This window comes from Kribbella flavida DSM 17836 (genome assembly GCF_000024345.1).
Lineage (GTDB): Bacteria > Actinomycetota > Actinomycetes > Propionibacteriales > Kribbellaceae > Kribbella > Kribbella flavida.
In genome coordinates this window covers 3,898,554-3,924,506 of record NC_013729.1, presented here as the reverse complement: position 1 = coordinate 3,924,506, position 25,953 = coordinate 3,898,554, and the positions used below count along the sequence as shown (strand labels likewise).

Here is a 25,953-nt window from a genome sequence, read left to right as displayed (position 1 = left end):
CAGCGGGTTATCGTCGTGGTCAGGGCGACGACCTGCGAGAGGGGCGGCATGACGGACGCGGACGGTGTGCCTTCTCGGCGCGTCGACGACGAGGCGGGTGTCGAGCGCGACCAGCGCGAAGAAGCGGTGCGGGAGCTGCCGGGAGTCCGCAGCGTGCACCGGGCGCTGGACCTGCTGGAGCGCTTCGACGACGAGCACCCGACCTGGACGCTGGCGGAGCTGACCAACGCCAGCAAGTTGCCCAAGACAACGGTGCTGCGGCTGGTGTCGACGCTGGAGCAGCGGGGGCTGGTGGCCGCGATCGGGCCCGGGCGCTACGCGATCGGTCCTGGCTTCCTGCGCTGGTCCCGGCTGAGCAGCGCCAGCATGGAGATCCCGCCGTCCGTCCGCTCCGCAATGGGCAAGCTGGCCGCCGACACGGGGGAGACGGCCAACCTGTACATCCGGGTCGGGCGGACACGGGTCTGCCTGGCGCAGGCACCGGGCTCGTTGAGCGTGCGGCACTCGATCGCGGTCGGGTCGGCGCTGCCGCTGTGGGGCGGTGCCGCGTCGAAGGTGCTGCTCAGCGACCCGCCGGTGCTGGCGGCCGACCCGTCGGTGATCGACGAGGTGGCCGCGGAGTCGCCGTACGGCAGTGACTTCCCGAAGAAGCTGCGCGCTGCCGCGGCCGCGACCGGGGAACGCGGCTTCGCGATCACGCACGGAGAGCGCGAGCTCGGCGCGTCCGGGGTGTCCGCCCCGGTGCTGCGGCCGGACGGGCGGGTGGTCGGGGCGGTCGGGGTCGGCGGGCCGACGACGCGGTTCAACGAGGAGCGGCTGCCGGCGTACGTGCAGGCTGTCCGGCGGTGCGCACGGACCATCGCAGCCACCGGATGGAGCGGTTTCAGTGCCTCCTGAGGATGCGGAGCACGGGTGCTCAGGGGTTGCGGCCGATCTGCTCGCGGGAGTACGGGTGCTGGATCTGACGAACGTGCTCGCCGGGCCGTTCGCGGGGTATCAGCTGGGCCTCATGGGCGCCGACGTGGTGAAGGTGGAGGTGCCGGCCGGCGGTGACCTGGCCCGCAGTCTCGGCGCGGATCCGGAGCTGAGCGCGCGCGGGCTGGGCATCTCGTTCCTCGCGCAGAACGGCGGGAAGCGCTCCCTCACCCTGGATTTGAAGAAGCCGGCCGGGCGCGAGGTGTTCGAACGTCTGGTCCGCGATGCCGACGTGCTGCTGGAGAACTTCCGGCCGGGGGTGCTGTCCCGCCTCGGCTTCGGCTGGGACGTGCTGCACGCACTGAACGAGCAGCTCGTGTACTGCGCGGTGTCCGGGTTCGGGCAGACCGGGCCGATGCGCGGGCGGCCGGCGTACGACCAGATCATCCAGGGCCTGTCCGGAATCATGAGCGTGACCGGGACGCCGGAGACCGCCCCGACGCGGACCGGCTTCCCGATCGCCGACACGCTCGGTGGCTACGCGGCGGCCTTCGCGATCTCGGCGGCGCTGGTGAAACGCAGCCGGACCGGTGTCGGCAGCTACCTGGACGTGTCGATGCTGGAGACGGCCGTCGCCGCGATGGGCTGGGTGGTGTCCGACTACCTCGTCGGCGGCCGGGAACCGCGGGCCATGGGCAACGAGAACGCGACCTCGGCCCCGTCCGGCACCTTCGCCACCGCCGACGGCGAGCTCAACATCGCGGCGAACAAGCAGGAGCAGTACGTCGAGCTGTGCGGGGTCCTCGGCCGGCCGGAGCTGATCGCCGACGAACGCTTCGCGACCCGGGAGTCCCGCAAGCAGCATCGGGCCGTCCTGAAGGCCGAGCTGGAGAAGACGCTGAGAGAGCGCTCTGCCGCCGAGTGGGACGAGCTGCTGGCGACCACCGGCGTACCGGTGGCTCCGGTGCTGACCGTGCCCGCAGCCCTCGCCCTGGACCAGCTGACCGAACGCCAACTCCTGCATGAAGTTCCGATGCCACCGGCAACAAAGGTCGCCGCCAGTCCGGGACCGCCGGATCGCGCTGATCGCCAGGGCCGCGAGCGGGGGAGTGGGACGCTGGGCAGTGGTGTGCCGGGTGGCGCCGGGCGGGCCGACTCCCGGCACGAACCCGCCGAGACGGAGACGCAGCCCCGAGAGAGCGGGGAGCGCTCTCTGAGGGTGCTCGGGAGCAGTGTGCACGTGGACGGACGGCCGGTTGGGCCTGCGGGGCGGCCGCCGGCGTTGGGCGAGCACGTCGACGAGGTGCTCGGGGGCCTCGGCTACTCGGCGGAGGAGATCGCAGAGCTGCGGGTGGAAGGAGTCGTATGAACGAGTCAGTGGGGGACTGGTGGTCCACCGGCATCACCGACATTCAGCCGGGTTCCATCCGATTGCGCGGTTACCCGATCCAGGACCTGATCGGGTCGGTCAGCTACCCGCAGATGGTGTGGCTCATGGTCCGCGGCGAGCTCCCGTCCGCCGCCGAGGCCGAACTCCTGGAGCTCACCCTTGTAGCTGCCGTTGACCACGGCCCCCAAGCGCCTTCGATCGCTGCCGCCCGTATGGCCGCCTCCTGCGGTCTCGACCTCAACAACGCGATGGCCACCGGCGTGAATTTGCTCGGCGATGTCCACGGTGGTGCGGGCCAGCAGTGCCTGGAGGTCCTCCACCGACTCCGGGCCGAGGTCGAGTCCGGCGAGTCTCCGGAGTCGGCGGCCCGCGCCCTCGTCACGGAGTACAAGGCCCGCAAGGCGTTCATCCCCGGCTTCGGCCACCGCTGGCACCCCCACGACCCGCGCCGCGACCCCCTGATCACCGCCCTGGGCAGAGCAGTAGAAGCCGGCACCGTCTCCGGCACCTACCTGACCCTCGCCCTGGCCCTCGAGACGGTCCTGGCCGAAGGTTCCAAGCCCGTCCCGATGAACGTCGACGGCGCCACCGCCGCCATCTACGCCGAGCTCGGCTTCGCCCCCGAACTCGCCCGCGGCCTGTTCGTCCTGTCTCGTTCCGTAGGCCTGCTCGCCCACGCCTGGGAACAACACAACGAACCCACCCGCATCAAAGGCCCCCTGCCCAAGGGCATCAATCCGACCTACACCGGCCCGGGCCCCCGCTCCCTGCCCGAGAACTGACCAGCCACCAGCCCGCCTCGGAGCTGTCATCTGCTCGGATCTGCGGCAGAGTGTGCTGATGCCGGTCACCGAGCATCTCCAGCACGTGCTCGACGAGCTCATCGCGGCCGGCGCCGCCGGAGCCCTGCTGCACTACCGCGACCAGGACGGCTGCTGGTACGGGTCGAGCGGAGTGGCCGAACTGGGCACCGGACGTCAGGTCGACCCGGCGGGCCACTTCCGGATCGGGAGCGTCACCAAGACCTTCACCGCGACCGTCGTGCTGCAGTTGGTCGGTGAGGGCGTTCTCTCGGTGGACGACCCGATCGATCGATGGCTGCCCGGCCTGGTGCCGGATGGGGACGAAATCACCCTTGGCCAGCTCCTGAACCACACGAGCGGCATTCAACATCCTGTTCGGCCTCGTGATCGAGGCAGCCGCCCGTCAGTCGTACGGGACGGAGCTGCAGCAGCGCATCCTCGCTCCGCTTGAGCTGCGTCAGACCTACCTCCCCAACGGTGAGATGGAGCTACCCGAGCCGCACGCCCGCGGCTACCTGCCGGTCAACGGCGAGCTCGTGGACATCACCAACTTCGACCCATCCCAGGCCTGGGCAGCAGGTGCGATCGTGTCGACCGCAGCGGATCTCAACCGCTTCTACGCCGCGCTTCTCACCGGTGTGCTGCTCAGCCCGGCAGAGCTCGAAACGCTGCAGTCGACAGTGCCAACGGACGCTGCCTATCACCGTGGCGGTTGCGGTGTCAGCCGGCTGGAACTGCCTGATCTGACGGTCTGGGGACACTCCGGCGGGATCTTCGGCTATCGCACGTGGAGCTATCACTCCGGTGACGCAGCGCGGCAGCTGACGCTGTCGTTGGCGTGCGCCCACGGTGCGCCTCCCGAGACCTACGCCTTGCTCGGAGACGTTTTCCGGTGAATCAAGGCTGGGGCAGGTCGCGCTTGAGGACCTTGCCGGTGGCGGTGCGAGGGAGGCTGTCGACGACCACGATCTCGCGGGGTGCCTTGAAGCGGGCGAGGTTCCTGCGGACGTGGTCGATGAGGTCGTCGGCGATGGCCGGCGTCGGTGTGCGAAGCACGACGTACGCGATCAGGCGCTGGCCGAACTGCTCGTCCGGTACGCCGACGGCGGCGGCGTCCTCGACGGCCGGGTGGGCGAGCAGGCAGTGCTCGACCTCGGCGGGATACACGTTCTCGCCGCCGGAGACGATCATGTCGTCCTCGCGGCCGTCGACGAACAGCCGGCCGGTGGTGTCCAGATGACCGAGGTCGCCGGTGCTCATCCGGCCGTCGACCACGACTTTGCTGGTGCCGTCGGAGTAGCCGCCGAAGACCAGTCCGCCGCCGGCGAAGATTCGCCCGGTCCGGCCGGCCGGCAGCGGGCGGTTGTCGGGGTCGAGGATGCGGATGGAGCTGCCGAGACACGGCCGGCCGACGGTTCCCGGCGCTTCGAGCAGATCCGCGGACGACGCGATGGTGGCGATGCCGATCTCGCTCGACCCGTACGCGTCGCACAGCACCGGGCCGAACCGTGCGATGAACTGCCCGGCCAGCGTCGGCGGCAACGCGGAAGCGCCGGACACGACGGACCGCAGCGACGTCAGGTCGTGCTGCGCGACCTCGTCCGCGGGGATGTCGAGCATGCGTTGCAGCATCACCGGTACGGCGATCACCGAGCCGGCCCGGTTCGCGGCGACGGCGGCGAGCACCGCCGTGGCGTCGTACCGGCGGGTGAGCACGAGGGGTGAGCCGAGGAACAGCGCGAGCATCGAGTTCAGCAGTCCGAGACCGTGGAAGAGCGGCGGGCAGATCACCATCGGCTCACCCGCACGCAGGCCGAAGCGTTGCAGAGCGGTCACCGTCAGCCCGGCGAGCCCGAGCGCGGTCGGAGCGCGCGGCGCGGCCTTCGGCGTACCGGTGGTGCCGGAGGTGAGGATCGTGATGTGCCCCGGCCGATCCGGAGGCGGCGGCTCCGGAGCGTCGGGCGCGGCCAGCGCGTCGAGCCCGCTCTCGCCATCGCTCCACGCCACGACCCGCGGCACGTCGAAGTCGACGGCGAACTCCTCGTCGTGCACCAGCAGGTCCGGCCGGTGCTTGTCCAGTACGGCGGCCAGCTGCGGCCGCGCGAACTCGGTGTTCACGAACAGCACGTCCGCGCCCAGCCGGGACGCCGCCAGCGTCGCGGCCAGGAAGTACCGGTGGTTCCGGCACAGCACCGCGACCTTGCCCCCGGCAACGATCCCGTACTCCGCCCGCAGGCCGGCCGCGATCCCGGCGACCCAGCGATCCAGCTCGCGGTAGGTCAGCCGGCCCTGCTCGTCGATCACCCCCGCCCGGTCGGGGAAGCGGATCGCTGCGATCGCCCCGAGCGCGGCCATCGACTGGCCCCAGCGCCGCAGCGCCCGCTCGATCCCGGGCAGCCGCCCCGGACCGACCGACCGCCAGACCCCGGACCGGATCAACGCCGCCGACACCCCGCCTACCTCGACCGCACCCCGCACCAGCGCCTCCGGCGGTCGCCAAGGCCCGATCGGCCGGACCGGCGGCCTCACGACGGTGGCTTCCGCGTCGACGTGCGCCGGAAGTACGCCTCGAACAGGCGGTCCGTCGGCACCCGCAGGAGGTTGCCCAGCGCCTCGGCCGGCCGCACGAACGGCGGTGTGATGTTGTTCGGCCGGTCTGCGACCGCGCGGCAGACCTGGTCGGCCGCCTGCTCCGGGGTCAGCCCCGGCATCCTGTTCAGCAACGGCGTCGGCTCGCTCATCCGCGTGTGCACCAACCCCATGTACACCGTCGACGTCGTCACCCCGTCGTGCCGCAGCTCCTGCGAGATGCACCGCAACCACACGTCGAACGCGCTCTTGGACGCCAGGTACGCCGACCACCTGGCCAGCGGCGGCGTGCGCACCCCGGCGGTCGACACGTTCACGATGTGCCCCGTCCGGCGCTCGCGCATCGACGGCAGCAGTTCGAGCACGAGCTTGGCCGGGCCCAGGTAGTTGACCGAGTTCGTCCGCTCGATGTCGTGGAACCGCTGGTACGAGTCTGCGACCGACCGCCGGATCGACTTCCCGGCGTTGCTGACCAGCACGTCGACACCGCCGTGATCCCTGAGCACCTCGGTGACCAGCCGCTCGATCGCGGCCGGATCGGCCAAGTTCGCCGGGTGGACCCGCGCCCGGCCGCCCGCCGTACGGATCTCCGTCGCGACAGCCTGCAACTGAGCGGCCGTGCGCGCCACCAGCAGCACGGTCGCACCGGCCGCGGCCAACCGCTTGGCCGTCGCCTCGCCGATCCCGTACGACGCCCCGGTGACCAGGACGACCTTGTCCCGGACGGCCGTCGTGAGCCGGTCGTCGGTGACCCCGCCGCAGCCGTTGACCAGCGCGACGAGCAGTGGCCATCCCGGCGGGCGTTTGTCCATGGCACCGACATTACCGGCTGGTAGATTCCAGCGATACCCTGCGCAGCCAGTCGCGCAGCAGAACCGCGAACAGCTCCGGCTGCTCGATCTGCAAGTTGTGCCCGGCCGCGTCCAGGACGGCGTACGTCGCGCGCGGGTAGTGCGGCAGCAGCGGCCACTGGTCCTCGTACCCGGTGGAGGAGTCCTGGCGTCCGCACAGGATCAGCGTCGGCCGCTCGTACGCCGGACCGCTCTCCGGCGGCGTCGTCAGCGTCCAGTTCTGGCGGATCCTGCCCATCGCCTCGGTGTCGGCCAGCTCCAGCCCGGGCAGCACGTCGTCGAGGAAGGCGCGCAGAGTCTCCGCGGTCTGGACGACGGTGATCTCGGTGAAGTCGGCCGCGACCTGCTCGGTCAACCCGTCCAGCAACGACGCATCGGATCGCAGGACGACGTGGTCGGGCACCGTGCGCTCGGCGTGCTCGACGGCCACCCCGATCGGGCAGATCAGCCCGAGACCCAGCACCTGCTCCGGCCGGCGGGCCACCAGACCGCGCGCGAGGTAGCCGCCGTACGACTCGCCCAGCAGGAGGAACGGCTCGGTGCCGATTTCGTCGTCCACGAAAGACAGCAGCGCGTCGAGCATCCCGTCGGAGCTGTCGATCGATCCCGCCGGGCTGCGGCCCATGCCCGGTAGATCAGGGTAGATCCGCCGGTAGCCGGGCAGATCGGTGAAGACCGGCTCCAGGCATCCGCTCATCAGGCGGTGGTCGGGGGTCCAGCCGTGCACGGCCAGTACCGGCACGCCCTCGCCGCAGCTGAGGTGGTGAAGGGTCATCGCGGCCTCCTGAGATCGACGGGCTGCAGTTCTAACAGGCGGCGGGGACAGTTCCGGCGCGGCGACGGCGAAGCCGGTCCGACGGCGGCGCTGACCTAGAGTCGGTTGCATGTCACGACGCTCTCTGCACCAGAACGCTCCCGCGCCTGCCGTTCTTCGCGCCCGCCTGGACCGTGCCCGCGAGGTCGCTGCCGGGACCGGGCTGGTGATCGCGCCCGGTTCCGACCTGCGGTACCTGCTCGGCCAGGGCGGCGGTTCGTTCGAGCGGCTCACCGCGCTGGTGCTGCCGGCCGACGGCGTGCCCGCGCTCGTCGTACCGAAGCTCGAGGGTCCCGGGTACGCCGATGTGCCGCTGGCCGAGCTGGGCGTGGAAGTGCTTACCTGGGTCGACGGCGACAACGCGTACGCCCTGGTCGCCGACCGGCTGGGCAGGCCCGAGCGGGTGGCGGTCAGCGACTTCGCTCCCGCCCTGCACGTGCTGGCGTTGCGTGACGCGCTGCCGGCGGCCGAGCAGGTGCTGGCCGGTCCGATCGTCCGGGAGCTGCGGATGCGCAAGGACGCGACCGAGATCGCGGAACTCCGCGCGGCCGGCGCAGCGATCGACCGGGTGCACGCCCGCGTTCCCGAGTTTCTCCGGGCCGGCCGCACCGAGGCGGAGGTCGGCGCGGACCTCGCGGCGGCGATCGTCGAGGAAGGGCACGTGGTGGCGGACTTCGTGATCGTCGGCTCCGGGCCGAACGGCGCCAGCCCGCACCACGACGTGTCCGACCGGGTGATCGAGACCGGCGACGTGGTCGTGGTCGACATCGGGGGACCACTGGACTCCGGCTACAACTCCGACTCCACCCGGACCTACGCGGTCGGCGAGCCGCGGGACCCGGACGTGGCCGCGACGTACGCCGTACTGCAGGAAGCGCAGCAGGCGGCGGTCACCGCCGTGCGGCCCGGAGTCACGGCCGAGTCCATCGACCGGGCCGCCCGTGAGGTGATCGAGCAGGCCGGGTTCGGGCAGTACTTCATCCACCGGACCGGTCACGGCATCGGCCTCGACGTGCACGAGGAGCCGTACGTTGTCGCGGGCAACGAACTCGTGCTGGAGCCGGGCATGGCGTTCAGCGTCGAGCCCGGCATCTACCAGCCCGGGCGGTGGGGCGCGCGGATCGAGGACATCGTCATCGTCACCGACGACGGCGTGGAGTCGGTCAACCAGCGCCCGCACGACCTGGCCGTCGTCTAAGTGGCTCGGAAGGTCTTGCGGTAGGCGAGCGGCGAGACGCCCAGGTCGTTGCGCAGGTGATGGCGCAGCGAGGCGGCGGTGCCAAGTCCGGCGACCTGGGCGACCCGGTCCACGGACAGATCGGTCGTCTCCAGCAGTTGGCAGGCGTGCCGGACCCGCTGCTGGAGCAGCCAGGTGCCGGGGGACTGGCCGGTCTCGGCCTTGAAGCGACGGCTGAAGGTGCGCACGCTCATCCGCGCATAGGACGCCATCGCGCCCAGGGTGAGCTCCTCGCCGAGCCGGTCCAGTGCCCACGCCCGGGTCGGCGCGGTGCCGTCGGAGCCCTCGTCCGGTACGACGCGCTCGATGAATTGCGACTGGCCGCCGTCACGCCACGGCGGCACGACGCAGTGCCGCGCGGCGCGGTTCGCGGCCTCGCTGCCGAAGTCGCTGCGGATCAGGTGCAGGCAGAGGTCGACGCCCGCGGCCAGACCGGCCGAGGTGATCACGTCGCCGTCGTCGATGAACAGCAGGTCCTCGTCGAGCTTGACCTGAGGATAGAGGTCCCGGAACAACGCAGCGCGACACCAGTGCGTGGTGGCCGGCCGACCGTCCAGCAGACCGGCCGCGGCCAGCACGAACGCGCCCGTGCAGATCGAGGCCATCCTGGTCCCTGGACGGATCAGCGCGAGCGCCTGGGCGACGTCGGCCGGCAGGGTGCCCTCGCGCCGCGGCTGGGGGATGTACGTGCCCGGGATGATCACGGTGTCCGCCCACGCGAGCGCCTCGGCGCCGTGGTCGGGAACGAGCGTGTAGCCCGCGCTGGACCGGACCGGTTCCGGCCGGACACCGCACACCCGGACGTCGTACAGCGGCTTGCCGTCGGCCCGGCGCGCGGCGCCGAGCACGGTCGACGGGATGGTCAGGTCGAAGCCGACCACCGGTTCGAGAGCCAGGACGGCGACGCGGTGCGGAATGCTGGAAACGGCCATGGCCAGATCTTGTCACATGGTGGCAATCAGGCCACTGTTTCGGTGGTGCCGGGTCCTGCACACTCGCTGGGTGACCGAGATCCTGGAGAAGAAGACGGTCGGGCTGCACCGCGCCTGGGCCGTCGCCGCTGTCGGCTTCGTCACCCTGATCGGTGCCGCTGGATTCCGCTCGGTGCCCAGCGTGCTGCTCGACCCGCTGCACGAGGAGTTCGGCTGGTCGCACGCCACGATCTCGGCCGCGATCTCGATCAACCTGCTGCTCTACGGGCTGATCTCGCCGTTCGCGGCCGCGCTGATGGACCGGCTCGGTCTGCGGAAGGTGGTCAGCGGCGCGCTGGTGCTGATCGCGCTCGGCAGCGGGCTGACCGTGTTCATGTCGTCGTCCTGGCAACTGCTGCTGTGCTGGGGGTTTCTGGTCGGCATCGGCACCGGGTCGATGTCGCTGGCGTTCGTGGCGACGATCACCGGCCGCTGGTTCGTCCGCCGCCGCGGTCTGGTCACCGGGCTGCTGACTGCCGCGGGCGCGACCGGCCAACTGGTGTTCCTGCCGCTCATCGCGATGCTGGCCACGTCGTACGGGTGGCGGGTGCCGGCGCTGGTGGCTGCGGCGGCCGCGCTTGCGGTGGTGCCGCTGGTGCTGCTGTTCCTGCGCGACTACCCGAGTGACGTGGGACTGACGGCGTACGGGGCGCCGGAGGGGAGTACGGCCGGCCAGCGGGTCGTTGCGACCGGGAGCAGCGCGCTGCGGGCGTTGACGGCTCTTCGAACGGCGGCGCGGCGGCCGGCGTTCTGGCTGCTCGCGGGCGGCTTCGCGATCTGCGGCGCCTCGACGAACGGACTGGTCGGCACGCACTTCGTCACCGCCGCGCACGACCACGGCATGCCGGTGACCACGGCGGCGTCGCTGCTGGCGCTCGTCGGTGTCTTCGACGTCGGCGGAACGATCATCTCGGGCTGGCTGACGGACCGGTGGGACCCGCGCTTCCTGCTGATCGCGTACTACTCGCTGCGCGGGCTGTCGTTGCTGGTGCTGCCGTCGCTGCTCGGGCCGACCGCGCAGCCGAGTGTCTGGGTGTTCATCATCTTCTACGGCCTGGACTGGGTGGCGACGGTGCCGCCGACGGTCGCGCTGTGCCGCGAGTGGTTCGGGGTGGACGGGCCGATCGTGTTCGGCTGGGTGTTCGCCTCCCACCAGGTCGGGGCGGCGATCGCGGCCACCGGCGCGGGAGCGATCCGGGACGCACAGGGCGACTACAACCTGGCCTGGTACCTGGCCGGTGGGCTGTGCGCGGCGGCGGCGCTGATGTCGGCGAGCATCGGGCGCCGGCTGGAACCGGCGGTCTGAGGGACGGACCCGCTGGAGCCGGGAGCCGGTTCTCCGCTAGCCTCGACCATGGTTGAGGTAAGGAGCGGGCGTGGACATCGAACCGGGTGAGCTGACCGTCGGGCAGCTGTCCGAGCGCAGCGGCGTCGCGATCTCGGCGCTGCACTTCTACGAGCGCCAGAACCTGATCGTCAGCCGCCGCACCTCGGGCAACCAGCGGCGGTACAAGCGCGACACCTTGCGGCGGGTGGCGCTGATCCGGATCGCGCAGCGGGTCGGCATCCCGCTCGCCGAGGTGGCGGCGATCCTCGCGCTGCTGCCGGACAACCGCACGCCCACGCGGCAGGACTGGGAGCGCATCTCCGAGTGCTGGCAGGCCGAGCTGGACCGGCGGATCGTGCAACTCGAGCAGCTCCGCGACGACTTCAAGGACTGCGTCGGCTGCGGCTGCCTGTCCCTCGACCGCTGCGGCCTGGCCAACCCGTACGACGCACTTGCGGCAGCCGGAGCCGGACCCCGGCGGTTGCTCGACACGTCGGGTCAGCCGTGCCACCCGGGTGAGTCCTGTACCCCGCCGAACGGCGCCTCGCCCGACGGCGTCTGCCAGGCCAGCGCCTGACTGCTGCTTCGCCGAGCCGTCGGCCGGTTTTCCACAGCTCGGGCGTCGCCGTCGGCGCAGTGGGGGTGCGGCGGTCTAGGGTCGTCGACATGGGTGATGCGCTGAAACTGTCGGACGACCGGGCCACAACCGCCGCGCGAGTGATTCACGCGATCGCGGGCGAGGGCGCCCGGCTGCGGGACGACCAGGAGACGGCGGTCGCCGCGCTCTGCGAGCCGAACGCGCGCGTCCTCGTCGTCCAGGCGACCGGTTGGGGCAAGTCCGCGGTCTACTGGGCCGCGACCGCGATCCGCCGCTCCGAGGGCGCCGGCCCGACGCTGGTCGTCTCGCCGTTGCTCTCGCTGATGCGCGACCAGGTCGCCGCCGCGGCCCGCGCCGGGCTCCGGGGCGCCACCCTGAACTCGTCGAACGTCGACGAGTGGTCCTCGATCGAGAACGATCTGCGCACCGGCGCGATCGACGTGCTGCTCGTCTCCCCGGAGCGCCTCGCCAACCCGGGCTTCGGCCGTCGCGTGCTCGACGGACTGGCCGGCCAGATCGGCCTGCTGGTGATCGACGAGGCGCACGCGGTCTCGGACTGGGGTCACGACTTCCGGCCGGACTACCGCCGCGTGTCCGACGTACTGCAGAAGCTGAATCCGCAGACCCCGGTCCTCGCGACGACAGCGACGGCCAACGCCCGCGTGACCGACGACGTGGCTCACCAGCTCGGCGCCTCGACCCTCGTGCTGCGCGGACCGCTCGCGCGCTCGAGCCTGCAGCTGGCCGTGGTCGACGCGCTGTCGCCGCTGGACCGCTTCGCCTGGGTGGTCGACCACCTGCCGAAGCTGCCGGGCTCGGGCATCGTCTACACGCTGACCGTGTCCGACGCGCAGCGCCTGGCCGCCGCGATCCAGGAGGTGCACGGACCGACGACGCCGGTCGCGGCGTACACGGGTGGACTGGAGGCGGGGGAGCGGGAGAGCCTGGAGGACGCGCTCCGGGAGAACCGGCTGAAGGCACTGGTCGCGACCTCCGCGCTCGGCATGGGGTACGACAAGCCCGACCTCGGATTCGTCGTGCATGTGGGGTCGCCGCCGTCGCCGGTGTCGTACTACCAGCAGGTCGGCCGTGCGGGCCGAGGCATCGACCACGCGGTCGTCGCGCTGCTGCCGTCGGACGCCGACGCGGGGGTGTGGGACTACTTCGCGACCGCGACGATCCCGGTGCCGGAGCAGGTGAACCGGCTGCTCGCCGGGCTCGCGGTGTACGGGCCGGACCAGCCCGCGACCGTGCCGTCGTTGGAGGCCGAGACCGGGCTGCGCCGCGGCCGGGTGGAGCTGATGCTGAAGCAGCTGGCCGTGGACGGCGCGGTCGAGCGGGTCGAGCGCGGCTGGCTGCGGACGGAGGCCGAGTGGAGCTTCGACGCCGAGCACTACGACGGCATCGTCGCGGTACGCCGCCGGGAGGCCGACATCATGCGCGCCTACACCCGCGGCGAGCGTTGCCTGATGCAACTTCTCCAGGAGTCGCTGGACGACCCGACGGCCGAACCGTGCGGACGCTGCTCGGTGTGTCTCGGGCTGCTGCCGGAGCCGCTGACGGCCCGCCCGGACGCGGAGACCGTGCAGGCGATCACCCGGTTGCTGCGCGGGGAGACGCACGTGCTGGAGCCGCGGAAGATGTGGCCCGGCGGTGCGTTCGGTGCCAAGGGCAAGATCCCGCCCGCGCTGCTGGCCGACCCGGGCCGCACGATCGTGTACGCCGACGCGCCGGAGTGGCGCGAGGTGCTCCGGGCGACGTTCGGCGGCGATGCGCCGGACCCGGCCGCTCTGGACGCGTTGAAGGCGGGGTGTGTCGCGGCGCTGTCCCGCTGGAAGGACGCGTGGTCGCGACGGCCCGAGGTCGTGGTGCCGCTGGCGGCGGCCGGCCACCGGGAGCTCACCACCTCGGTCGCGGACCACCTCGCGGAGATCGGCCGCCTGGACCGGACCGAGCTGGCGGTGAATCCGGCCGGCTTCCGCGACGACCTGTCGTCGGCCGAGGAAGCGAAGGTCTGGCGCGATGCGATCGAGGTGGAAGGAGCGACGGCGCAGGCGGTCGCAGGCCGGTCGGTCCTGCTGGTGGTCGACGCGTCGTCCTCGCAGTGGCCGATCACCGTCGCCGCCGCCAAGCTCCGCGAGGCCGGCGCCGCCGCCGTCCTGCCGCTGCTGATCCACCGAAGGCCGTAAGTCGGGGTCCGCCCGCACCACGAAGCGGCTCCTGGTCAGCCGGGATCGGTGAACGAGATCGGCTTGCCGGTGGCGTGGGCATAGGCGATCTCCTTGCGCGTGGACTCGCCGAGGTACCCGCCGGGGTTGACGACCAGGACCCGGTCAGCCAGGTCGATCTTGCGCAGGTGGAGGGCGCCCAGCGCGGTCTTCTGCTCGTCGGTGATCTCGTGATCGTCGGCGCGCGGGAAGACGCCCGGCGCGACGACGATGACGCCTGCGAAGGTCAGATCACGGTTCGCCGCATCCATCTCGACCGCGAACCGGGTTGAGCCGCAGATGCAGACGATCTCAGGTCGGTCGGTCACGGCTCAGTGCTTCGGGTCGACCGGGAAACCGTCAGTCTGCGGTTCGGGCTTGGCCTCCAGGAGGGACTTGAGGTCGGACAGCAGCTGGGGCCAGCCCTCGTCGATCATCGCGCGGAGCTTGCTGCCGGGCTCGAAACCGGTGTGGATCACCGTCAGCTTCACCTGCTCGCCCACCGGTTCCAGGTCGAAGCTCACCTGCGACAGCGGCTCCGCACTGGTGGCTGCGAAGTCCTCGTCGCTGAGCTCGACAGCCTTCGCGAACTCCGGTGTGATCACGTGCCAGGTGTAGGCGAGTCGCCGGTACGGATCGTGCTCCAGCACTCTTTGGCCCTCGCCGGCCATCGTCACGTCGCCCATCCGCCAGGTGATCGGTGAGCCGACCCGCCAGTCGGTCTCGTGCTGCACTCCCCAGTACTGCTGGGTGAACTCCGGATCGGTCAGCGCCTGCCACAACCGCTCGGGCGTCGTCCGGATGTAGGTGGTGTAGACGAAGTCGTTGTCGCTCATGCTGCTGTGCTCCAATGCGCTCTTGAGGTCGGCGAACAGCTGGACCCGCCGACGGTCGTACCGGGTGATCCAGCGGTCGGCGATGGCGTTGATCGGCTCGGCGTTGAGGTGGTGCAACTTCTCCCGGCCGCGCCGGACGGTGGTGACGAGGTTCGCGGCCTCCAGCACGGCCAGGTGCTTGCTGACCGACTGACGGGTCATCTCCAGGCCTGCGCACAGCTCGCGCAGGGTCTGTCCGTTGCGTTCGTTGAGCCCGTCCAGCAGGCGCCGGCGACTCGGATCTGCGAGAGCCCGGAACACGTCGTCCATCGCGCTGTCCATCCTGATCATGCAACCGTGTGGCTGCATGAATGACAATAGGCAGCCGCGCGGCTGCCTGTCAAAGGCCGAGGTCGGCATGATCTCGGCGCGAACGGGCACCGCTGAGGGGTGACCCCACCGCCGCCCGCCACCGGGCCCTCCCGCTCCGCGCAACCCAAGGCCGACCCCGGTCAGAAACTCGCGCTCGTCACCGGGGTGACCGGCTACATCGGAGGACGGCTGGTGCCGGAGTTGCTGACGGCGGGTTACCGGGTCCGCGCGATGGCGCGCAATCCCCGCCGGCTGGAGGACCGCGACTGGTACGACGAGGTCGAGATCGTCGAGGCCGACGCCGGCGAGCGGTACCAGGTGCAGGCCGCGCTCGAAGGCGTCGACGTCGCGTTCTACCTGATCCACGCGCTCGGTACCGGCAAGAAGTTCGAGGCGCGTGACCGGCACACCGCGCGGACGTTCGGAGCGGCTGCCCGCCGGGCGGGCGTCGGACGGATCGTCTACCTCGGCGGCCTTTATCCCGACGGCGAGGAACTGTCGCCGCACCTGGGGTCGCGGCGCGAGGTGGGAGAGATCCTGCTCGCCTCGGGCGTTCCGACGACCGTGCTGCGGGCGGCGGTGATTCTCGGGTCGGGCTCCGCGTCGTTCGAGATGCTGCGGTACCTGACCGATCGGCTGCCGGTGATGGTGACGCCGCGCTGGCTCGCCACCCGGATCCAGCCGATCGCCGTACGGGACGTGCTGCACTACCTGGTCGGCAGCGCGTCGATGCCGACCGAGGTCAACCGCGGCTTCGACATCGGCGGACCGGACGTGCTCACCTACCGCGACATGATGCAGCGGTACGCCCACCTCGCCGGCCTCAAGCCGCGGCGAATCGTCACGCTGCCGCTGCTCACTCCGTCGCTGTCCAGCCACTGGGTCGGCCTGGTCACGCCGGTGCCGAACAGCATCGCCCGGCCGCTGGTCGACAGTCTGATCCACGAGGTGATCTGCAAGGAGCACGACATCGCGGAGTACGTGCCTGATCCGGCGCCGGGGCTGATCGGCTTCGACCAGGCCGTCGAGCTGGCGCTGAAGCGGGTGCAGGAACTCGATGTCACCACCAGTTGGGCCTCGGCGGCGATGCCGGGTGCGCCCAGTGACCCGCTGCCGAGTGATCCGGACTGGGCCGGCGGCTCCTTGTTCGTCGACGAACGGGAGAGCGTGGTCGCGGCGAGTCCGGAACGGCTCTGGACCGTGATCGAGGGCATCGGCGGCGGCAACGGCTGGTACTCGTGGCGGCTGGGCTGGTGGGCTCGGGGACTGCTCGACCGGCTCTTCGGCGGGCCGGGGCTGCGGCGTGGCCGGCGCAATCCGCGGGACCTGTCGGTGGGCGATCCGCTCGACTGGTGGCGGGTCGAGGAGCTGGTGGAGCCGAGGCTGCTGCGGCTGCGCGCGGAGATGCGGCTGCCCGGGCTCGCCTGGCTGGAGCTGATCGTGGACGAGGACGACGAGGGCCGCACGGTCTTCCGGCAGAGAGCGCTCTTCCACCCTCGCGGGTTGCCGGGCCAGCTGTACTGGTGGGCGATCAAGCCGTTCCACGGCATCGTGTTCGGCGGCATGCAGCGCAACGTCGCCCAGGCGGCGGAGCAGCCCTCGCCGGGACAGCCCTCGGCCGGGCAGCCCTCGGCGGAGCCGGCCCCGGGCGGACGGAAATCGCCTTGACGCGGTGCCGACGATGGAGACGTGCAGATCAAGAGCCTGGGCTACCGGACCGACCTGCTGCTGCTTCGGCTGAGCGGCAGCGAGCTGACCGATGCCGGCGACCACGTGGTGGTCCGGACGCCGGCCAACCCGACGTTCTGGTGGGGCAACTACCTGCTCTTCCGGTCGCCGTTCGCGCCGGGTGACCTGAGCCGCCGCCTGGAAACCTTCGAGACAGCGTTCCCCGAGGCCCGCCATGTTGCCTTCGGCATCGACTCGGTGGACGGGGTGGTCGGCGCCGACAACGAGCTGCGCGAGGCGGGGTTCGAGATCGAGCGGAGCACGGTGATGACCGCGCAGGCGGTGCTGCCTCCCGCACGGCCGAACACGACCTCGGCGTACCGGTTCCTCGACCGCGACGACGACTGGGAGCAGCTGGTCGGGCTGACGCTGGCCTGCTCGCCGATGGAGATCGAGGGGTACGAGCAGTTCAACCGGCGCAAGGTCGCGGCGGAACGGCGGTTGGTGCAGGACGGGCACGGCCAGTGGTTCGGCGCGTTCGACGGGGACCGGTTGCAGGCGTCGCTCGGGCTGGTCACGGACGGGTCCGGGGTGGCGCGGTTCCAGAACGTGCAGACGCACCCCGACGACCGCAGCCGCGGGATCGCGAGCACGCTGGTCCACCGCGCGTCGACGTACGGGCTGACGGCGCTCGGGGCCGAGACGCTGGTGATGGTGGCCGATCCGGAGTACCTGGCGATCGGTCTCTACCGCGCGCTCGGCTTCGAGGACACCGAGCAGCAGGTCCAGCTCACCCGGCCGGCTCCGTGAGCGCGCTCTTGCAGGTCCCGCCGAGACGGTCCGCGGGCGTGAAAGGGTAGGGGCATGACTGCTGCTGATGCGCGCGGGGTCGCGCTGGTGACGGGTGGAAGCCGGGGGATCGGAGCTGCCACCGCGATCGGCCTGGCCGAGGACGGCTGGGACGTCGGCATCAGCTACCGCACCCGCGCGGACGAGGCCGCCCAGGTGGTCGCGAAGTGCGAGGCTCTCGGCCGCCGGGCCGTCGCTGTTCAGGCCGACGTCGCCGAAGCCGCGGACATCGAGCGCCTCTTCGAGACGGTCGGAGCCGAGCTCGGCCCGATCGGCGCGGTGATCAACAACGCCGGCGTGGTCTCGCCGGCCGCCCGGGTCGACCAGTACGACGTGCAGCGGCTGGAGCGGGTGTTCCGCATCAATGCCATCGGCGCGTTCCTGGTCGCCGGTGCCGCCGTACGCCGGATGTCCACCGCTCACGGCGGCGCGGGCGGGGTGATCGTCAACGTCTCCTCGCGTGGCGCGGTGCTCGGCTCCGCCAACGAGTACGTCGACTACGCCGCCAGCAAGGCCGCCGTCGACACGATGACCGTCGGCCTGGCCAACGAGGTCGCCAAGGAAGGCATCCGCGTCCTCGGCATCCGCCCCGGCCTGATCGAGACCGACATCCACGAGCCCGGCCGGCTCGACCGCCTCGGCGCCACCCCGCCCCTCGGCCGCCCCGGCACGGCCGAGGAGGTCGCCGCCTTGATCGTCTTCGCCGCCTCCGACCGGGCCTCCTACCTGACCGCCTCCATGCTCGACGTCGCCGGCGGCCGCTGAACCCGAGCAGCCCCGCGACGTCGAGGTGACTGGTCGCCAGTCGTTCAGTCGGTGGGGTGGGCCAGGCGGGTGGGGGTGGGGCGGCCTCGGACGGTGACGTCCTCGCCGGGGTGCCAGTGGGTGGCTTCGGTCCGGGCTGCCTGGTCGACGGCGGTCATCGAGGCGACCAGGCGGGCGGGGGTGACCTTGGCGAGCTCGGTCAGCCGGGCCGCCTCGTTGACCGGGTCGCCGATGACGGTGTACTCGTGCCGGCGGACGTCACCGACGGTACCGGCCACGACGATGCCGGCTGTCACCCCGATCCCGGCGGTTGCCTCGGGCAACTCCTCGGCGAGCCGGCGGGCCAGCGTGCGCCCGGTGCGGAGAGCGCTCCCTGCCGCGTCCGGCAGCTCGGTCGGCGCCCCGAAGACCGCCAGCACCGCGTCCCCGGCGAACTTGTTCACGAAGCCGCCGTTGCGGTCGACCTCGTCGACGACGATGCCGAAGAACCGGTTGAGCAGCTGCACCACCTCGGCCGGCGCCCGGGTCGCCGCCAGTTCGGTGGAGCCGACCAGGTCCACGAACAGCACGGCCGTGAACCTCTCCTCACCGCCGAGGGCGTCACTGGTCAACGCCTCGCGCACCACGTCCGCCCCGACGTACCGGCCGAACAGGTCGCGGATCCGCTCGCGTTCGCGCAGCCCGGCCGCCATCTGGTTGAAGCCGGACTGCAGCGAACCCAGCTCGGTGCCGTCGAAGACCGGGATGCTGACGTCCAGGTCGCCGCCGCCGATCACGGTGAGCGCGTTCCGTACCGATCGGACCGGGGCGACGACCGACCTGGCGGAGAGCAGGGTCAGGATCCAGCCGCAGACCAGCACGATGCCGCCCAGCACGAGAATGATCACCGACAGCCGGGTCGCGGAGACGTCGCCCTCGATCAGCGCGATCACGGCGGTCAGCATCAGCCCGAGCACCGGGACCGCCGAGCCGGCCGCCCAGAAGAACACGGTGCGCGCTTTCAGCCCGGCAGCCAGCAGCCGGCGCGGCGGTGCCTGGTCGGCGAGCGCGCGAGCGGCGATCGGGCGCAGCGCGAACTCGGCGAACAGGTACGACGCGGCGCAGGTGACGACGCCGCCGTCCAGGGTGGTGACCAGAACGCGGAGAACGCTCTCTGGTTCCAGAACGAGAGTGAGCGCGGTGAAGACGATCGTCGCCAGCAGCCAGAGCAGGACCTGGATCATGGTCAGCCGCAGCGGCAGCTGCAGGGTGGCGATCTGCTCCTTCCGGGTGGCCGGCCGTTCCTCCAACACCCAGTTGGTCACCCGCAGCGCGAACCGCGTGCTCCAGACCGCGCCGACCAGCAGCGCGAGCACGAAGTACGCCGGGAACGCGATCCAGCGCACCGGCGCCAGCCCGTCGGTGGTCGCCGAGCCGTCGGTGCTCGCCGGCCCGGGCAGCACCCAGACGGCCAGCACGAACACCACCAGGGCACCGATCACGTTCGTGCCGATGGAGAAAAAGGTCAGCAGGATCTGGGCCCGCACCCGCAGCATCCGCGGGCTTTGATCGGCAGGGCCCAGCAACCAGGACCCGAACGGTCTGCGCTGCAGCACCAGCTCAGGACGACTCTCCGGCACCATGGCGACCAGTGTCCTAGGTCAGTGCCTTCCACAACCACTCACCCGCACCTCTCGGCGCGCCCGAGCCAGCCGGCTCGCGAGCGCAGGGGGCGGTTTGGCACGGTGCTGCCCGTGGCTCTAATCGGCCGCGTTGCGGGCAGCCGGCTGGGTAATGTCGTGCGGACGGCCGTCCGCGCAGCACCGCCACGGCGAACGATTCCCTGCTTCAGGAGCCCTCTGTGACCCACGACCGCCACTCCTACGCCGAACCGGGTCTGGTCCGCACCACCCATCTCGCGCTGGAGCTCGACCTCGACTTCACCGCGAAGGTGCTGGCCGGCACCGCGACCCACACACTGGCCTGGAGCGGGCCGGGCGACCGGCTGGTGCTCGACACGCGCGACCTGACCGTGCTCTCGGTCGAGGGCTCGACCGGAGTTGGTTGGGAGCCGCTGGAGCACAGCCTCGGCTACCCGGATGAGGAACTCGGCTCCGCCCTGACCATTCGGACCGCTGCGCACGAGCAGGTGCGGATCAGCTACCGGACCGCTCCGACCGCCACCGGTCTGCAGTGGCTGGAGCCGGAGATGACGGCGGGTGGAGTGCTGCCGTTCATGTTCAGCCAGTCGCAGGCGATCCACGCGCGCAGCTGGGTGCCGGTGCAGGACACTCCCGGTGTCCGGTTCAGCTATGCCGCGCACGTGACCGCTCCGCCCGAGCTGATGGTGCTGATGAGCGCCGACAACGGCACCACGTCACGCCGTACGGGCTCGTACGACGTGGTGATGCCGGAGCCGATTCCGTCGTACCTGCTGGCCATCGCTGCGGGAGACCTGGTGTTCGAGCCGATCGGTGAGCGCTCCGGGGTGTGGGCCGAGCCGGAGATGGCGAAGCGGGCGGCGACCGAGTTCGCCGATACCGAGCAGATGATGCTGGTCACCGAGGCACTGTTCGGCCCGTACCGGTGGGGCCGCTACGACATCCTCGTGCTGCCGCCCTCGTTCCCGTACGGCGGGATGGAGAACCCGCGGATGACGTTCGCGACCCCGACGGTGGTGATCGGCGACAAGTCGCTGGTGAGCGTGGTCGCGCACGAGCTGGCGCACAGCTGGTCCGGCAACCTGGTCACCCAGGACAGCTGGGACGACATCTGGCTGAACGAGGGCTTCACGTCGTACGTCGAGAACCGGATCGTCGAGGCGGTCTACGGGACCGAGCTGGCGGTGATGGAGACCGCGATCAAGCAGCACTCGACGGCGACGCTGGACCCACTCACGCCGGCCGAGCTGGCCGTCGAGCTGCCTGGACTGAACCACGGCGGTGAAGTACCGCGGCACGACCGGGCTGGGGCCGCTGAAGGGCTGCTGGTTCCTGTCCTGGCTGGAAGGGCGGTTCGGGCGTGAGGTGTTCGACCCGTTCCTGCGGGAGTACTTCGACCGGTTCGCGTTCCGCAGCATCAACTCCGCTGATTTCGTGGCGTACCTGCAGGAACGGCTGCTGGGCGTCCTGCCCGGTGTCGTGACGGCGGACGAGGTGGGTGCCTGGCTGGACGCGCCGGGCATTCCGGAGTTCGCCGAGCGCGCGGTGTCGGCCCGCTTCCAGGTCGTCGACCGGCTCAGGGACACCTGGCTGGCCACCGGCGAGGTGCCGGCGGGTGGGAAGAGTTGGACGACGCAGGAGTGGCTGCGCTTCCTCGAACCCGCTCCCGACGTGCTGAGCGTGGATCAGCTGCGGCAGCTGGATCGTGAGTTCGGCCTGACCGGTACGGCGAACGGCGAGATCGCCCGCCGCTGGTACTCGATCGTTGCCGCCAGCGCCTACACCCCGGCGTACGACGAGCTGGCCACGTTCCTGACCCGGGTGGGCCGGATGAAGCTTGTCCTGCCGGTCTATCGTGCGCTCAGCCGGACCGAAGCCGGCCGAGCCTTCGCCACCCAGGTCTTCGCGACCGCCCGCCCCGGCTACCACCCGATCACCACGGCTGCCGTCGAGAAGGTGCTCGCCACGATCTGACTCCTTGGCCCGTGCCCCGCATTCGGCCTACCCTGGTCCTCGATCCAGCTACCGGCGTCCACGACGCCGCCGTCGATGGCCGGGGTGCGCCGCGAAGCACCCGCAACGATGAAGACTTCCGGGAGGACTGTTCCCGTCCGGCGATGAGCGGGCCGCAGGTGCGGACCCGCACCCCGAAGGACCTGCGCCGGCAACGCCGACGCCGCTCGCACACCTGCTGGGACCATCTGCTGGTCGCGCCGCTGTGGCCGATGCACGACGTGAACCTCGGCACTCTGCTGCGCACCTGTGACGCCACCGGCGCCTGTCTGGCGGTGCCGAAGCTGCCGTGGGTTCCCGAGGCGCTGGCCCGCGGCAACACGCTGCGCCGCCGCGCCTGCGTGCACTGGACCGGCCACAACCCGGTGCAGTGGCTGGCCGACCAGCGCAAGCGCGACGACACCACCGTGCTCGGCATCGAGCTGGCCGAGGAGGCCGTGCGGCTGGCGGATCTGCCGCCTGCCCGCCACCGGACGGTCGCTGTGCTGGGACATGAGCGAACGGGCATCCCGCCGGAGGCGCTGGACGAGCTGGACCTGGTGGTGGAGATTCCCATGATCGGCACGGGGGCCAGCCTCAACGTTGCCGTGGCCGGGTCGCTGGTGCTCTATCGGCTGGCCGGGCTCATGTAGACGTCAGGCTGAGGTGGTGCCGGTGGATGCGGTGGATTTCTTGGTAGCCGAGATCGGTGTTCACCTGGCGCATCGCGTGATTGGTGGCGGCGGTGTCGGTGAGCAGGCCCGCGAGGTCCGGGTGGCGGACCATGGTCTGGCGGACCTGCTCGGCCTTGACCCAGCGAGCCAGTCCGTGGCCGCGGTGGCCGGACAAGACCGCCGTGCCGTAGTGCTGGGCGTCGCCGGTACGGTCACCCGGTACGACGAGCTCGGTGAACGCCACCACGTCGCCGGCCGGGTCGACTGCCGCGACGGTCTCCAAGTGATCGCCGCGCTGGGCAACCACGTCGGCGACGTACTTGGTGCGCTCGACGTCCCAGCTCTCCGGCCCGTACGAGATGTCGCCCGTCGGCGCGTCGTTCATCGCGGCGCGAGCGTGGGTGAACGACTCGAGCAGCTCGTCCGGCGGCGGGCCGACCCACGACGTCAGCCGGTACCCGGTGTACGGCCGGGCCAGCACGTCACGCAGTACGGCGCTGTCGATCTCGGCCAGCGACAGCCGCGTGTAGACCAGCTCCAGCCCGACGGTGAACCCCCGTACGGCGAGGAAGTGGTCGCCGGGTGAACCGGCCGCCGCGTCGGCCAGCACAGTCGTGGCCTCGTTCTCGCGGGCACCTCGCACGGCGGCGGCGAGCAGACCCGTGCCGACGCCCTGACGGCGTTCGGCCGGGTGCACCGCGATCTCCAGCTCGGCGAGATGCTGCTGCGTCGGCTTGCTGTTGAGCCGCAGGTACGCCGTACCGAGCGGGTGGTCGCCGGGCCCGGACGCGACCCAGGCGATGCGCCGGCTGAACGGGCGGTAGTCGGGATCGGTCAACGGCGTGATCGTGATGGACAAGGCGTCAACGTATCCAGCCGGACTGCCCTCGGCAACCGGGTTGTCCGCCCGGTCGAGGACCGAGGGGTTCGGTCGGTCACCGGCCGACGGCGTACCCCTGCATGCCGCGGGGGTTCGCTGCGGCCGACAGGACTCCACCGGGTTCACGTGCGACCGCGCACAGGCGGCCGAGGCTCCACGCGTCGGACTCCGTGACGACGTGCCCGCGACCGGCGAGCTCGTCGCGGACAGCTGCTCCGAGCCGGTTCTCGATCACCAGACCCCCCGGCTCGGTCGCTCGCGGGTAGAACGACGAGGGGAAGCCGGTGGTGTGCCAGGCGGGCGCGTCGATCGCCTCCTGCAGCTCCTGACCTCCGGTGAGGTGCCGCAGCAGGAACAGCAACTGCCACTGGTCCTGCTGGTCCCCACCCGGCGACCCACACGCCAGCACCGGTACGCCGTCCCGCAGCACCAGCGTCGGCGTCAACGTCGTGCGCGGCCGGATCCCCGGCGCGAGCGACGACGCGAGCCCTTCTTCCAGCCAGAACATCTGCAGCCGGCTGCCCAGGCAGAACCCGAGCGACGGGATTGTCGGCGACGACTGCAGCCACCCACCGCTGGGAGTGGCCGAGATGACGTTGCCCCACCGGTCGGCCACGTCGACGTGGCAGGTGTCGCCGCGGGTGCCGCCGTCCGCCGCGACGGTCGGTTCCCCGGTCGTCGCGTCGCCCAGCTCCTTGCCCGTGGCAACCGAGGCCAGGGATGGCCTGCGGCCGTCGGGGGATCCCGGCCGCAGCTCCAGCGACGCCTCCGCGCCGATCAGCGCGGCTCGGGAGGCGGCGTACGTGGGGGAGAGCAGGGTCTTGAGCGGTACGTCGGCGGCGTCGCCGTACCAGGCCTCGCGGTCGGCGTACGACAGCTTCATCACCTCGACCGTGGTGTGCACCGCCTCCGCGCTGGTCAGGTCCAGATCGGCGGGGTCGCCCAGCTCGGCCAGGACGGCGAGGGACTGGAGCAGAGCCGGGCCCTGGCCCCATGGACCCGTCTTCGCGACCGTGTGGCCGTGCCAGTCGAGCGTCGCGGCGTCCTCCCAGCTGGCGGTGAAGCCGGCCACGTCCGCGCCGGTGATCAACCCCGCGTGATCCTCTCCGCTGGAGTCGCGGTGCGGCAGCCGGGAGAACTCGTCGATCGCCTCGGCCACGAAGCCCTCACGCCAGGTCACCCGGGCCCGCTCGACCTGAGCGACCAGGTCAGGGCCGGCCCCTTCCGCCGACAGGACCAGACGCTCCAGCGTGTCAGCGTAGGCAGGGTTCTTGATCAGCTCGTTCGGCGCCGGCGGACGGCCGTTCTGCAGCCAAAGCGCGGCGGAGGTCGGCCAGTACTCGGTGAACAGCTCTTGCACGGTCGCCACGGTGTCACCGACCCGGCCGACGGCAGGGTGGCCGTTGCGCGCGTAGTCGATCGCAGGCTCGAGCACTGTGCGCAGTGGCAGAGTCCCGTGATCCCTGAGCAGCAGCAGCCACGCGTCAACCGCTCCCGGTACGGCGGCTGCCAGTGGGCCGGAGCCCGGGATGAGCGAGAGCCCCAGATCGCGGAAGTGCTGGATGGTCGCCCCGGCCGGCGCGACACCCTGTCCGCACAGCACCCGAGGCGTCGGGTCCTCCGCGGTGGCGACGATCGCCGGCACCTCGCCGCCCGGGCCGTTGAGGTGCGGTTCGACCACGTGGAGCACGAAGCCGGCACAGGCGGCCGCGTCGAACGCGTTGCCGCCGAGCTCCAGCATCCGCATCGCCGACTGCGACGCGAGCCAGTGCGTGGACGAGACCATCCCGAACGTGCCGCGCAGCGTGGGCCGGGTGGTGAACGTCATCGAGCAGCTCCTCTGTCCGTGATGCGGCCGGCGGGCCTCGTGCGTGGCGTCCCGCCGAGTGTTCCCTCCCCGACTGTTTCACGCCGACAGCTGCTCGCGTCAGCGCTCGGCGCGTTCGCGACGACGGCCTACTTGCGCATCCGCGGGTCCTGGGTCGGGTCGGCGTACATCCGCGGGCAGCCCCCATCGATCGCCTCGGTGCGCAGCTCGTAGTGCCAGGGTTCGTTCCGGTAGATCTGGCACAGTCCGTACTTCGCGCCGTGCTCGGACAGCCACGCCGTCGCGGCCGCAGGACCGAGGTCGATCGCGTGCCCGGCGACGTGCGGGGAGGTTTCCGGCGTGGCCACCCACCGGGCCGCTTTCTCCTCCGAGCCGTACTTCGCGACCGCGTCCCGCAGCAACTGCTTCTGGTACTCCGGGGACCGCCAGCCGCTGTTGACGGAGAATCTGACCCCGTCGTCCGCGGCGTCCGTCGCCGCGTCGCGCACCGCCCGGAGCAGGCCCGGGTCGAGGTTGGCCACGCCGGGGTACTGGTCGTCGAAGACGCCGGCGCCGTCGGGAAGGGCGCCGTCGTCCGTTGCCGACCCGCCACCGTGGTCGCCGGGACCGGCGTCCCTGAACAGGGGAGCGGCCGACTGGTAGCCGAGGGTGCCGATGATCGCGGCGATGGCGACGATCACACCGACGGAGTACGGTCGGAGCACCCTTCGGGACCTGGTTCCAGCTGCTGCGTGATTCATGCCGCCAGTCAAGGCAACGCGGTGTTGC

General features: G+C 71.3%; 25 protein-coding genes. 15 read left to right on the top strand and 10 right to left on the bottom strand.

Annotated features, from left to right (window positions below):
• Positions 1 to 48: 48 nt before the first annotated feature.
• Genes KFLA_RS18115 through KFLA_RS39535 form a run of 5 tightly spaced genes read left to right on the top strand, consistent with a single transcriptional unit; the run spans position 49 to position 4,004 of the window.
• Complete coding sequence (locus tag KFLA_RS18115) at positions 49 to 897, top strand: IclR family transcriptional regulator (protein WP_012921259.1); 849 nt, start codon at positions 49 to 51, stop codon at positions 895 to 897.
• A gap of 55 nt (positions 898 to 952) precedes the next feature.
• Positions 953 to 2,284 carry a CaiB/BaiF CoA transferase family protein gene (locus KFLA_RS18110; protein WP_237706535.1) on the top strand — a complete coding sequence of 444 codons (1,332 nt, stop codon included), beginning with the start codon at positions 953 to 955 and terminating at the stop codon, positions 2,282 to 2,284.
• Positions 2,281 to 3,087, top strand: coding sequence for a citryl-CoA lyase (locus tag KFLA_RS18105; RefSeq protein ID WP_012921257.1), 807 nt, complete (start codon positions 2,281 to 2,283; stop codon positions 3,085 to 3,087). Before KFLA_RS18110 ends, KFLA_RS18105 begins: the two co-directional genes overlap by 4 nt.
• Positions 3,088 to 3,145: 58 nt before the next feature.
• Entirely contained in the window at positions 3,146 to 3,559 is a 414-nt protein-coding gene (locus KFLA_RS39540; protein ID WP_148256667.1) for a serine hydrolase, read from the top strand.
• A complete protein-coding gene (locus KFLA_RS39535; protein WP_049797371.1) occupies positions 3,492 to 4,004 on the top strand; it encodes a serine hydrolase in 513 nt (170 codons plus the stop codon). Before KFLA_RS39540 ends, KFLA_RS39535 begins: the two co-directional genes overlap by 68 nt.
• A gap of 1 nt (position 4,005) precedes the next feature.
• Here KFLA_RS39535 and KFLA_RS18095 read toward each other — a convergent pair whose 3' ends face one another.
• The 3 genes from KFLA_RS18095 to KFLA_RS18085 are packed head-to-tail and all read right to left on the bottom strand — an operon-like array spanning position 4,006 to position 7,323.
• The gene (locus KFLA_RS18095; protein ID WP_237706534.1) at positions 4,006 to 5,637 is read right to left on the bottom strand and encodes an AMP-binding protein; all 1,632 of its coding nucleotides are present in this window, start codon (positions 5,635 to 5,637) and stop codon (positions 4,006 to 4,008) included.
• Positions 5,634 to 6,509, bottom strand: coding sequence for an SDR family NAD(P)-dependent oxidoreductase (locus KFLA_RS18090; RefSeq protein ID WP_012921255.1), 876 nt, complete (start codon positions 6,507 to 6,509; stop codon positions 5,634 to 5,636). The genes KFLA_RS18095 and KFLA_RS18090 overlap by 4 nt, the downstream gene beginning before the upstream one ends.
• A gap of 10 nt (positions 6,510 to 6,519) precedes the next feature.
• Positions 6,520 to 7,323: an alpha/beta fold hydrolase gene (locus KFLA_RS18085; protein ID WP_012921254.1), complete on the bottom strand. Its 804-nt coding sequence runs from the start codon at positions 7,321 to 7,323 to the stop codon at positions 6,520 to 6,522.
• Between the two features lie 109 nt (positions 7,324 to 7,432).
• Here KFLA_RS18085 and KFLA_RS18080 point away from each other — a divergent pair, with 109 nt between their 5' ends.
• Complete coding sequence (locus tag KFLA_RS18080; RefSeq protein ID WP_012921253.1) at positions 7,433 to 8,560, top strand: M24 family metallopeptidase; 1,128 nt, start codon at positions 7,433 to 7,435, stop codon at positions 8,558 to 8,560.
• On the opposite strand, the gene KFLA_RS18075 is transcribed toward KFLA_RS18080, so the two are convergent.
• Positions 8,557 to 9,531, bottom strand: coding sequence for a GlxA family transcriptional regulator (locus tag KFLA_RS18075; RefSeq protein ID WP_012921252.1), 975 nt, complete (start codon positions 9,529 to 9,531; stop codon positions 8,557 to 8,559). The two genes, KFLA_RS18080 and KFLA_RS18075, sit on opposite strands and share 4 nt — an antisense overlap.
• Before the next feature lie 70 nt (positions 9,532 to 9,601).
• On the opposite strand from KFLA_RS18075, the gene KFLA_RS18070 reads away from it, so the two are divergent.
• The 3 genes from KFLA_RS18070 (at position 9,602) to KFLA_RS18060 (ending at position 13,684) form a co-directional block, all read left to right on the top strand.
• Entirely contained in the window at positions 9,602 to 10,876 is a 1,275-nt protein-coding gene (locus tag KFLA_RS18070) for an MFS transporter (protein WP_237706533.1), read from the top strand.
• Between the two features lie 70 nt (positions 10,877 to 10,946).
• Positions 10,947 to 11,474, top strand: coding sequence for a redox-sensitive transcriptional activator SoxR (gene soxR / locus KFLA_RS18065; protein ID WP_012921250.1), 528 nt, complete (start codon positions 10,947 to 10,949; stop codon positions 11,472 to 11,474).
• 89 nt (positions 11,475 to 11,563) lie between these two features.
• Positions 11,564 to 13,684 carry a RecQ family ATP-dependent DNA helicase gene (locus KFLA_RS18060; protein ID WP_012921249.1) on the top strand — a complete coding sequence of 707 codons (2,121 nt, stop codon included), beginning with the start codon at positions 11,564 to 11,566 and terminating at the stop codon, positions 13,682 to 13,684.
• A gap of 35 nt (positions 13,685 to 13,719) precedes the next feature.
• Here the strand turns inward: KFLA_RS18060 and KFLA_RS18055 are convergent, their stop codons facing one another.
• Positions 13,720 to 14,031, bottom strand: coding sequence for a hypothetical protein (locus tag KFLA_RS18055; protein ID WP_012921248.1), 312 nt, complete (start codon positions 14,029 to 14,031; stop codon positions 13,720 to 13,722).
• A 3-nt stretch (positions 14,032 to 14,034) separates the two neighbouring features.
• Positions 14,035 to 14,868 carry an ArsR/SmtB family transcription factor gene (locus tag KFLA_RS18050; RefSeq protein WP_237706532.1) on the bottom strand — a complete coding sequence of 278 codons (834 nt, stop codon included), beginning with the start codon at positions 14,866 to 14,868 and terminating at the stop codon, positions 14,035 to 14,037.
• A 99-nt stretch (positions 14,869 to 14,967) separates the two neighbouring features.
• Between KFLA_RS18050 and KFLA_RS18045 the strand changes: the two genes are divergently transcribed.
• The 3 genes from KFLA_RS18045 to KFLA_RS18035 are packed head-to-tail and all read left to right on the top strand — an operon-like array spanning position 14,968 to position 18,171.
• Positions 14,968 to 16,557 carry an SDR family oxidoreductase gene (locus KFLA_RS18045; RefSeq protein WP_012921246.1) on the top strand — a complete coding sequence of 530 codons (1,590 nt, stop codon included), beginning with the start codon at positions 14,968 to 14,970 and terminating at the stop codon, positions 16,555 to 16,557.
• A gap of 21 nt (positions 16,558 to 16,578) precedes the next feature.
• Positions 16,579 to 17,367, top strand: a complete 789-nt coding sequence (locus tag KFLA_RS18040; protein ID WP_012921245.1) for a GNAT family N-acetyltransferase — start codon at positions 16,579 to 16,581, stop codon at positions 17,365 to 17,367.
• Positions 17,368 to 17,421: 54 nt separating this feature from the next.
• The gene (locus KFLA_RS18035) at positions 17,422 to 18,171 is read left to right on the top strand and encodes an SDR family NAD(P)-dependent oxidoreductase (protein ID WP_012921244.1); all 750 of its coding nucleotides are present in this window, start codon (positions 17,422 to 17,424) and stop codon (positions 18,169 to 18,171) included.
• Between the two features lie 44 nt (positions 18,172 to 18,215).
• On the opposite strand, the gene KFLA_RS18030 is transcribed toward KFLA_RS18035, so the two are convergent.
• A complete protein-coding gene (locus tag KFLA_RS18030; RefSeq protein WP_012921243.1) occupies positions 18,216 to 19,793 on the bottom strand; it encodes an adenylate/guanylate cyclase domain-containing protein in 1,578 nt (525 codons plus the stop codon).
• Between the two features lie 218 nt (positions 19,794 to 20,011).
• Between KFLA_RS18030 and KFLA_RS37100 the strand changes: the two genes are divergently transcribed.
• The 3 genes from KFLA_RS37100 (at position 20,012) to KFLA_RS18020 (ending at position 22,456) form a co-directional block, all read left to right on the top strand.
• Positions 20,012 to 21,175, top strand: a complete 1,164-nt coding sequence (locus KFLA_RS37100; RefSeq protein WP_049797370.1) for a M1 family aminopeptidase/hydrolase — start codon at positions 20,012 to 20,014, stop codon at positions 21,173 to 21,175.
• The gene (locus tag KFLA_RS38350; RefSeq protein WP_049797369.1) at positions 21,093 to 21,785 is read left to right on the top strand and encodes a leukotriene A4 hydrolase C-terminal domain-containing protein; all 693 of its coding nucleotides are present in this window, start codon (positions 21,093 to 21,095) and stop codon (positions 21,783 to 21,785) included. The genes KFLA_RS37100 and KFLA_RS38350 overlap by 83 nt, the downstream gene beginning before the upstream one ends.
• Before the next feature lie 143 nt (positions 21,786 to 21,928).
• Positions 21,929 to 22,456: a TrmH family RNA methyltransferase gene (locus tag KFLA_RS18020; RefSeq protein WP_012921242.1), complete on the top strand. Its 528-nt coding sequence runs from the start codon at positions 21,929 to 21,931 to the stop codon at positions 22,454 to 22,456.
• On the opposite strand, the gene KFLA_RS18015 is transcribed toward KFLA_RS18020, so the two are convergent.
• From KFLA_RS18015 to KFLA_RS18005, 3 genes are all read right to left on the bottom strand, one after another.
• Positions 22,449 to 23,336, bottom strand: a complete 888-nt coding sequence (locus tag KFLA_RS18015) for a GNAT family N-acetyltransferase (RefSeq protein ID WP_012921241.1) — start codon at positions 23,334 to 23,336, stop codon at positions 22,449 to 22,451. The two genes, KFLA_RS18020 and KFLA_RS18015, sit on opposite strands and share 8 nt — an antisense overlap.
• 76 nt (positions 23,337 to 23,412) lie before the next feature.
• Complete coding sequence (locus KFLA_RS18010; protein ID WP_012921240.1) at positions 23,413 to 25,185, bottom strand: gamma-glutamyltransferase family protein; 1,773 nt, start codon at positions 25,183 to 25,185, stop codon at positions 23,413 to 23,415.
• 128 nt (positions 25,186 to 25,313) lie between these two features.
• Positions 25,314 to 25,865 carry a M15 family metallopeptidase gene (locus tag KFLA_RS18005; protein WP_237706531.1) on the bottom strand — a complete coding sequence of 184 codons (552 nt, stop codon included), beginning with the start codon at positions 25,863 to 25,865 and terminating at the stop codon, positions 25,314 to 25,316.
• Positions 25,866 to 25,953 lie beyond the last annotated feature (88 nt).